This window comes from Candidatus Cloacimonadota bacterium (genome assembly GCA_034661015.1).
Classification (GTDB): domain Bacteria; phylum Cloacimonadota; class Cloacimonadia; order JGIOTU-2; family JGIOTU-2; genus JAYEKN01.
Window position 1 is genome coordinate 1 of the sequence record JAYEKN010000262.1, and the last position, 9,079, is coordinate 9,079.

Consider the following 9,079-nt stretch of genomic DNA (forward strand, 5'->3'; position numbering starts at 1 on the left):
GCAGAACAGGCACCTTCAAAGGAAACCATGCACGGACCGATCGGGTTGTCTGGTGTGCAAACTTCTCCAAACAATTTGCAATCTCTGGGATTTTTGTTTCCCGTAATTATCTCACCGCAAATGCAATCTTTTGGTTTTTTCGAGTTTTTTACAGTTAGGTCAAACTTTTTTTCCACATCAAAATTTTCAAACATTTTTTTCAATTTCAATCCGCTATTGGGAATTTCGCCAAACCCTCTCCACGACACATCTGCTTGGGAGAAGACGGAATCTATCAATTCCAGAGACGCCGGACTACCTTCCTTATTGACCATGCGTGTGTAACGGTTATCAACAATAGCCTTTCCGCTTCTGATTTGCGAGACTAACGACTCAATCCCCAATGCGAGATCAACCGGTTCGAAGCCGGCGATCACAGAGGGAATAGCATATTTATCTGCAAGAATATTGTAAGGTTGCTCTCCGATAATCACACTGACATGTCCGGGGCAGATAAAACCATCTAAATTCAAATCAAGATTTTCTAAGAGAAATTTTAAGGTGTTTGGTAAAGTTTTGACAAGTGAGAGAATGCTGATATTATTAATTCCCTTTTCCTTCGTATCCAGCACCAAACTGGCAATAACCGGAATAGTGGTTTCAAAACCAACTGCGATAAAAACAATTTCTTTAGTTGTGCTTTTTGCCAGTTCAATACAATCGAGTGGATTGTAAAGCACGTGAACTCGGGCTCCTTTTGCCACCTCCTTCTCCAAACTCGATTCTGTACCGGGAACTTTTACCAGATCACCGAATGTGGCAATTTCAACATCCTTCTGTGCCAGATTTATCACTTTGTCAATATCATTTTGTGAAGTAACACAAACCGGACAGCCCGGACCACTAAGAAAATTAATACGATTTTCAAAATATTGTCTAAATCCATGTTTCAGGATCGAAACAGTATGAGTTCCGCAAATTTCCATAATATTCAGGCAAGATTTGTTACTCTTAGACAGTTTTTTATTTACACTTTTTTTGTAATTGAGCAACATATCTAATTCAAAATCAATTGATTTCAATAACGGAATAAGATTCGGATTATTTTTAAATTGGTTTTTCATACTAGAATATTTTCATTTTCGAAAGACGAAACGGAAAAAACTTACGCTCCTTTTTGAATCTGAAATTTATTTTTTTCAAGATAATTCCCAAGAAAAATGGAGGTAATGATGATTAGCGGCAAAGAAACGCACAATCTTATCAGAGTAAATTTTATGCCCAAAAAAGAAGCTTCGAACATTGTCATCGGGATTCGGCAAGTTGCAGAAGCACCGATGTATGTAAAGATGACGGATAATTTTGCACCTTTATTGTGCAAAGAATACGCAATCGGGAAGGCAATAAAAATTCCACCGACCGTAGTGCTTGCGAGAATTATTCCCCAAAAATATCCTCTGAATCCACTATTTTTACCGAAATGTTTTTCTACCGTCTCTCTTTTTACCCAGACTTCAAAAAGACCAATCAGAATGAAAACTCCGGGGAACAGAGGAATTATGCCTTTGAAAAAGTTTAAAGAGTTTTCCCCGATTTTGATTCCGGCATAGAAATTCAATCGCATAGAAATCAGCAGAAATCCAAAATAGATTATGATGAGAGCGATCCCAAAAATCAATTTTCTCTTCTTCAAAACAATTCCCCAAAACAAATTCCAGTAATCAAAGCAACAGCTATTGCAATTAGAAATGCTAATGAATTGCGGATGATAGTAACTTTAGTGCCGAAATATTTTTGCTCAAGGGGAAAGGTGAGTATGCCGACCATCATCATCGTGGTGGTAAACGAGGAAAGAATCATGTAAGGGACACCTTGTGAAAGTAAAATTCCGGCGAGAGGAAAGGCAACGAAGCCGGGCATCAATGTAATAGACCCGAGCATACTGGCGATTATCAGACCAAAATACTTATTTTCTGATCCCAACAAATCTCGTATCATTGTGTCCGGAATAATGTACAAAATTATTGAAACAAGAATAACCATCACCATCAGAGATGGAATGATGGCTAACAATTTTTTGCCTGCAATTTTTAAAGCCTTGAGTGTTTTTTGTAAATTTACTGCCAATGAAAGCAGTAGCACCAAACTGCAAATAAGATAAAAATACAGAAGCATATAGATTTTGCGAAAAATTTTATCCGGTTTGTAAAATACCTATCTTCGCTTAAACTCAGGAGTTGCTTCTGATAATTTTTCCAGAAGTCGCAATGTTTCGTGAGCCTCTTCCTGATTTACCTTTTGGATGGCGAATCCGGCATGCACGAGCACAAAATCATCCTCTTTCAAATTCTGCAAAATCCTTACGTCAATTTCCTTTACCACGCCGTAAACATCGGCTTTTGCTTTATTTCCTTTTATGGATACAACTCTATATGGAACTGCTAAACACATTATAACCTCAAAATTAATTAATTATTTATCTTTTTTTTGATTTGGGATTTTACTGTCAAGAAAGTTTTGATTTTCTGCTGGCGGACCGAACCATAATCAATCATATTTTGTGCATTTTCGTAAAAAATTGAAAGTGATTTTAACTTTTTAGAAAGAGGAAAATATAAAAATCAGAAAAATTGATAAAAAACTTGGACATTATTGGTGAGGAACTGAAAGTACTTGCAATAAAATCTAACAATTGCTTGACAAATATTATTACAATCCTAAATTGTGAATCGGAGAAAAAATGAAAAATTTTTATAAAAGTTTAGGAAAAAGGATAAAAAAATTAAGAAATGCAGCAGGACTTTCCCAAGAAAAGTTCTCACAAATGTTAGAAATGAAAAGAGTTTCAATTTCTCAAACAGAAAATGGTGCAAGAAAGTTAACTGCTGAAGAAACTGCAAAAATTGCCAAGCTGTTTAATATTTCAACCGATGCACTTCTTAGCTTGGAAGAAGATATAAAAGTCGTTCTGGAGAAAGGGAAGAAAATTACTCCAAAGAAAAAAAGAGAAATACGAATAAGTGTACCCCAAAAAAATGTAGAAAAATTTAAGGAAGTCTTACTTTACATCTTAAACAAAGTTGGCTCAAAACCAAATATTGGAGAAACTGTCCTGTACAAACTCCTTTATTTTATTGATTTTAATTTCTATGAAAAATATGAGGAGCAATTAATTGGTGCAACTTATATCAAAAATCGATATGGACCCACACCAATAGAATTTGCAAAAATTGTAAAAGAGATGGAAGGAAAGGACCTGGTGAAAATTAAGGATAAATATTTTCAATATCCCCAAACCAAATATCTTCCTTTAAGAAAGCCCGATTTGCCTAAATTCAAAGCAAATGAAACTGCAGAAATAGATGATGTATTAGAAAGGCTTTCCGATATGAATGCAGCTCAAATAAGCGAATATTCCCATCATGATGTTCCCTGGTTAACAACCGAAGAAAAGCAAAAAATTGATTATGAAGCAGTTTTCTACCGCACCCCTCCTTATTCCGTGAGGTTTTATTCTGAAAAAAATATTTAATAATATCAAACAACTTCCGGAGTTTGAGAAAGATTTTAAGAAACTTAATAAAAGATTCCGAACCCTTAAAGATGATTTGAAAATATTTATTGAAAAACAGTTAAACATATCCCACAAACTAAAAATTGATAATAAAGGAGTTTTTCAAATATGTAATCTTGGGATTGATTATCCCCAAATTTACAAAGCAAGAAAATTTGCATGTAGATCATTAAAAGGAACCGGTTCCAGAAGTGGCATAAGAATAATTTATGCCTATTATGAAAAAGAGGACAAAATAGAATTCATTGAGATTTATTACAAAGGTGATAAAGATAATGAGGATAGGGAGAGGATAATAAAATGCTATAAATAGAAAAGAACAAAATGATATGAAAAAAAATCGGATTCACTAAAGGTGAATATTGGGAAGAGAAAAAATAATTTTAAAATGAAAATCAATTAAGAATGGAAAAAATGCTTATCAAAAAATCTGTGAAAAATAAAATTGATAAATAGCAAAATAAGGATAATATATGATTATAAAATGTGCTATTGGGGATATTTTATGATTGACAAAGTGAAATTTTGGGATAATTTATCAATATGAAACACAGAACATTATTCAATAAATTATGGAAACACCTTCCCAAAAAGCAGATAACTTTACTTGTCGGTGCTCGCCAAACAGGTAAGACAACTTTGATGCAACAGATGCACTCCAAATTAGAAAAGGAAGAAAAACGCACATTTTTTATTTCACTTGAAAATCCTGAAATATTGAAATTATTAGATGAGCATCCACGAAATTTATTTCAAATAATCCCACCATTTAATAATAAAAGAAAAGTTGTTCTGTTTTTGGATGAAATACAATATTTGCGCAATCCAACTAATTTTCTTAAATACCATTATGATTTAAGTCAAGATTCAATAAAATTTGTTGTAAGCGGTTCATCTGCTTTTTATATCAATGAAAAATTTAAGGACAGTTTAGCCGGACGAAAGCGTATTTTCATACTACCAACTTTAAGTTTTGAAGAATTCTTAATATTTAAAGGTAGAGGTGAAATTGCTTCCTTTATTAATTCGGGTTCCATACCGGAAATTTATAAATCGGAATTGCAGAAATGGCTTAATGAATATTTATTATTTGGCGGTTATCCGGAGGTTGTTCTGGAAGAAGAGCTGGCAGAAAAAAAATTAATTCTAAAGGAAATTGCCGACTCATACATCAAAAAAGACGCTTTAGAAGCCAACCTTAAATATCCTGATATGTATTTTAAGATTTTGAAAATTCTATCTGCCGGAAGAGGATTATTTAATTCAAATAACATTGCTAAACATCTGAAAATACAATATCAAACGATTAATGCTTATGTAAAAATAATGGAAAGGTCTTTTCATATATCAAAAATTTTACCTTTTTATAGAAATGTAGAAAAAGAACTAAGGAAAATGCCAAAGATATATTTAAACGATTTAGGGCTGAGGAATTATTTTCTCGGAAATTTTAAGCCAATTTCATTACGAAACGACAGGGGTGATCTTTTGGAAAATTTTGTCTTCAGACGCTTTTATGACTTTTATCCAGTTGATGATATCCGTTTTTGGAGAACTCAAAAAAAGCAGGAAGTTGATTTTATTATTCAGGAATCAAAAGCGTATGAAGTTAAATTCTCAGAAAAAACATTCAATCCGAAAAAATATAGTTATTTTAAGAAACAATATCCTGATTTCTATTTTGACTTGATACATTTAGATAATGTATTAGAATTTACTCTTAAATAAAAAATTAAAAATTAGTTAAAATCGCAAAATATAATTTCTAAAAATGGAGCTCTATCAAAACTCAAATAATTTTAAACCTTTTCATCACATTTGCTCTAATAATTGAAAACACATGAACAGAAATGATCTCGAAAAGAAGCTTGAAGAGAATTATAAAAAAATTTTTTATCTTGCTTTGAAAATGCTGAAAAATCAGGAAGACGCAGAAGATGCGACTCAGGAAATTTTGTTCCTCGCATTTGAAAATGCTGGAAAATTTCGCGGAGATGCAAAATTTTCCACCTGGTTATATAGAATCGCCCTAAACCATATTTACGCAGTTATCGGGAAAAGAAAAAAAATGAAAGATTTTACGGCAAAAGATTTACGAACGGAAACCAAACAAAACCCGGAATCAGCCCTCTTGGAGCAAGAACTGTTCAATAAATTGAATTTGATTATTGACGATTTACCAAACAGACAAAAAGAAGTATTTTTAATGAGATATTATAATAACCTGAAATTCAAAGAGATTGCCACCATCCTTAAAAGGAGTATTGGAACAATAAAAAGTAATTATTTTTTTGCTATGCAGACTATTAAAGAAAAACTAAGCCAAAATGATTTGTTAGATTTTGGAGGACAATCATGAAATGCCTTGACGATAAAAAAATTCTGGATTATTTAAACGATGATCTGAATGGTGGTGAAGTAGAAGCCATAAAAAAGCATTTGCAAGAATGTAGCTCTTGTAAAAAACGTTATGGGGTCTGGGAAAAAACCGTCAACGTAACCGAAGAGTTCGTAAATACAGATATTGCTTCCGCCAATGTTCCTGAATTTTCCAAATTAATTAATCGGGAAAAAATAAATTTTACAGCAGAGAAGCCTCTATCTTCATTCCAAATGTGGCTTAAACCGGCACTTGCTACGGCTGCTGTGGTAATCCTTTCTTTATCATATTTTTTATTCCCATCTCCCGACATAAAACCAGAAGCGAAAAATTATTTGCTAACGAAAAACGATTATTATCAAAATGAACTGATCGAAGTTAACGAAATTAATTTTACGAATATTGAAAACAACTTACTGGAAGAGATTTATAACGATGAAGAATCACGTAATGAAATTCTTTACGGTTACGGCGATTATCAAATTTATCCCGATCAAATCAGAACAAGAACTCTCTCGGAAGAACTTAGCGACCAGGAAATTCAATATCTGAAAGATGAAATAGATAAAATGAAAACAACTTAACAAATAACAAATACAATCGAAAAGGAAATAAGATGAAAAAAAATATTTTAGGATTAATTATCCTGCTGATCTTCCTAACAACTATGATTTTTGGGCAAGACAAATCGGATAACAGATTTAAGATCATCAAGCAATACCGAAAACTTGAGCTCCTCAAAACGCTTGATCTTCCCGAAGAAAATGAAGCGGTAGTTCTACCCTTATTAAATAAGGTTGAGAAAAACAGGGAAACACATTTTGATAACCAAAAATCTATTACTCAAAAACTAAGAAAAGCCCTTGAAAAACCGAAAGATGACAAAAAAATTAAAAAGTTAATAACTGAATTAATGGGAAACGAAGAAATTTTTCAGAAGAAGGAAAAAAAATTATACTTAGAACTGCAGAAGCATATCGGGCATGAAAAATTTGCAAAATATCTACTTTTTCAGATGTATTTCGGGCGTCAGATTCGCGATAAAATGGACAAAATGCATCGTCTGAAGCCGCATGATTTTCCCGAAAAATGATTATCCCTTTTTTTTAATATAAATTTCAGAAAAATCGTTGCTTTGATAAACCGAGATGTAACTTCGTTTGATTAATTCCAAAACCGCCATGAAAAGAGTAATTATTTCCAGCCGATTGCTTTCTTGAATTAATGCAGAAAAAACTATTTTTTTTTGGTGTTTTAAGATTTCTACAATTTTTACAATTCTATCCTCAATCTTAAATTCTTCAAGATTAATTTTTTCGGGAATTTCCTGTGGTTTTAGCAAAAGATGTTTTTGCAAGGCTTTTATCAGCTCAAAAACATTTCCCTCGTCCCTGTCAATATCATAAGAAGTAGCATTATTTTGCATTTCCTGTTTGAAAATTTTATCCATCGGTGGATAAAAATATTTACTGTTATCTTCCGCAAGGTTTTCCAGCATTTCGGCAGATTCCCGCATTTTTTTGTAGGCAAGAAGATTCTTTACCAATTCAGCACGTGGGTCTTCCAATTCCTCTTCTTCATTTTGTCTTTTGGGAAGCAAAGAGCGAAGTTTGATTTGAATAAGAGTGGCAACCATCTCCATAAATTCCCCTTCAATTGCTATGTTTAGATCCTCCATCAGCGAGAGATGCTCCAAATATTCCTTTAAAATAAAAGAAATCGGAATATCGTAAATATCAATCTTGTGCTTCCGAATCAGATAAAGCAGAAGGTCTAAAGGGCCCTCAAAATTGGGAAGCTTGATTTTGTAAAGTTGCGGCATTATATGGGTTTGTTAATCAACAATTGAAATCTGTGGGAAGACCGATAAAACTATCGAAGCAATTTCATTGCTATTCATCAGAATTTTAACAAATTAAAATTGTAATCCGGTGAATAGTTTAAGAAAAAAGAAAACCGGTGGCATAATAATTCCCCCGATGATATTCAGATTAAGCAATCTGCTCCCCACAATGATTATCAGGAATATCATCATCCCTTGTCTTTCAAATCGTTGGAATTTATAATAATACTCGTCAGAGAGAAAAGCACCGAGAATTTTAGAACCATCTAACGGTGGAAATGGAATAAGATTAAAAATCCCCAAAGCCAGATTAATAAAAATCGTATAGAAAAGTATTTGGACTAAAATATTTGTATTAAACATTGCAGGGGTTGGATTGATCAATCTGAAAAATATGCTTACGACTGCTGCTGTAATAAAATTTGCAGCGGGACCGGCCAGAGAGACCAAAGCAGTATCACGTTTCATATCTTTAAAATTGTAGGGATTGATCGGAACCGGTTTTGCCCAACCGATGTGTGCGATAAACAACATTATTGTTCCGATCGGGTCAAGGTGTTTAAGCGGATTAAGGGTAAGCCTTCCGGCTCTTTTGGCTGTATCATCTCCCAATCTATAAGCAATCAATCCATGAGAAAATTCATGAATTGTTAAAGCAGATAAGACGGGGAAAATCAGAATAAAAAATTGATTAATAAAATTCATAGTGCTGGTCAAAAAATCAAGGGTCTCAAAACGTGTCAAATTTTATGGCTCTAATAAAAGCATTGCGGGTGGTCAAAAATCTCTCTAATAAATTTGCCTTCTCAGTGGTTTAATAAACTTCGTCTCGTTTCGCACCATTAAGGAGCTTGGTAAAGAAAAAAGTATGAAAGGAGAAAGGAAAACGGCATGGATTCACTAATTGCACGAATTACACCAAAATATTGTAACTACAGAAAACGAATTTCATATCCACCCAACCCTAAATTTTATTCACTGATCTTCACCATCTTCCTCACAACCGCATTTTTACCATATTCCAGTTTGTAAAAATATGTTCCCGCTGAAACTTCATTTCCATAACTATCTTTTCCATCCCAGATGATCTTTGTATTTACCTGAAAATGGTCTTCTCTTCCGTTGTATCTTTTTACCAATTGCCCTCTTACATTGTAAATGGAGAGTTGATAATCTTCAAATCGTTCATAATCCGAAGAAATAAAAACTATCTCCGTATGTTTCTTGAATGGATTCGGTTGGTTCTGGAATAAATATAATTTGTTTATAAAAGATGTATCCGGATTATTTATCCCATACCCCT

The 9,079-nt window shown here is 33.2% G+C and carries 13 protein-coding genes; 6 read left to right on the forward strand and 7 right to left on the reverse strand.

Features of this window, described 5'->3' with window-relative positions:
• From hypD to U9P79_09420, 4 genes are all read right to left on the reverse strand, one after another.
• Positions 1-1,103: hydrogenase formation protein HypD (gene hypD / locus U9P79_09405; protein ID MEA2104838.1), on the reverse strand; the 1,103-nt coding region annotated here is incomplete at its 3' end.
• 41 nt (positions 1,104-1,144) lie between these two features.
• Positions 1,145-1,672 (reverse strand): permease, encoded by a 528-nt coding sequence (locus U9P79_09410; GenBank protein MEA2104839.1) that lies wholly within the window; start codon positions 1,670-1,672, stop codon positions 1,145-1,147.
• Positions 1,669-2,154, reverse strand: coding sequence for a permease (locus tag U9P79_09415; protein MEA2104840.1), 486 nt, complete (start codon positions 2,152-2,154; stop codon positions 1,669-1,671). Before U9P79_09415 ends, U9P79_09410 begins: the two co-directional genes overlap by 4 nt.
• Positions 2,155-2,193: 39 nt before the next feature.
• Positions 2,194-2,430: a HypC/HybG/HupF family hydrogenase formation chaperone gene (locus tag U9P79_09420; GenBank protein ID MEA2104841.1), complete on the reverse strand. Its 237-nt coding sequence runs from the start codon at positions 2,428-2,430 to the stop codon at positions 2,194-2,196.
• Positions 2,431-2,719: 289 nt separating this feature from the next.
• On the opposite strand from U9P79_09420, the gene U9P79_09425 reads away from it, so the two are divergent.
• From U9P79_09425 to U9P79_09450, 6 genes are all read left to right on the forward strand, one after another.
• Positions 2,720-3,511 carry a DUF4065 domain-containing protein gene (locus U9P79_09425; GenBank protein MEA2104842.1) on the forward strand — a complete coding sequence of 264 codons (792 nt, stop codon included), beginning with the start codon at positions 2,720-2,722 and terminating at the stop codon, positions 3,509-3,511.
• 76 nt (positions 3,512-3,587) lie between these two features.
• A complete protein-coding gene (locus tag U9P79_09430; protein ID MEA2104843.1) occupies positions 3,588-3,866 on the forward strand; it encodes a hypothetical protein in 279 nt (92 codons plus the stop codon).
• 230 nt (positions 3,867-4,096) lie between these two features.
• Positions 4,097-5,281 (forward strand): AAA family ATPase, encoded by a 1,185-nt coding sequence (locus tag U9P79_09435; protein MEA2104844.1) that lies wholly within the window; start codon positions 4,097-4,099, stop codon positions 5,279-5,281.
• 112 nt (positions 5,282-5,393) lie between these two features.
• On the forward strand, positions 5,394-5,912 hold the full coding sequence (locus U9P79_09440) for a sigma-70 family RNA polymerase sigma factor (protein ID MEA2104845.1): 519 nt from the start codon (positions 5,394-5,396) through the stop codon (positions 5,910-5,912).
• Positions 5,909-6,517 carry a zf-HC2 domain-containing protein gene (locus U9P79_09445; GenBank protein ID MEA2104846.1) on the forward strand — a complete coding sequence of 203 codons (609 nt, stop codon included), beginning with the start codon at positions 5,909-5,911 and terminating at the stop codon, positions 6,515-6,517. Before U9P79_09440 ends, U9P79_09445 begins: the two co-directional genes overlap by 4 nt.
• Before the next feature lie 32 nt (positions 6,518-6,549).
• Positions 6,550-7,026 carry a hypothetical protein gene (locus U9P79_09450; GenBank protein MEA2104847.1) on the forward strand — a complete coding sequence of 159 codons (477 nt, stop codon included), beginning with the start codon at positions 6,550-6,552 and terminating at the stop codon, positions 7,024-7,026.
• Here the strand turns inward: U9P79_09450 and U9P79_09455 are convergent, their stop codons facing one another.
• From U9P79_09455 to U9P79_09465, 3 genes are all read right to left on the reverse strand, one after another.
• A complete protein-coding gene (locus tag U9P79_09455; protein MEA2104848.1) occupies positions 7,027-7,755 on the reverse strand; it encodes a segregation/condensation protein A in 729 nt (242 codons plus the stop codon). It abuts the gene before it with no gap.
• Positions 7,756-7,848: 93 nt separating this feature from the next.
• Positions 7,849-8,481 (reverse strand): site-2 protease family protein, encoded by a 633-nt coding sequence (locus U9P79_09460; protein MEA2104849.1) that lies wholly within the window; start codon positions 8,479-8,481, stop codon positions 7,849-7,851.
• 266 nt (positions 8,482-8,747) lie between these two features.
• Positions 8,748-9,079, reverse strand: a 332-nt coding sequence (locus U9P79_09465) for a T9SS type A sorting domain-containing protein (protein ID MEA2104850.1), incomplete at its 5' end; no start/stop codon positions are given.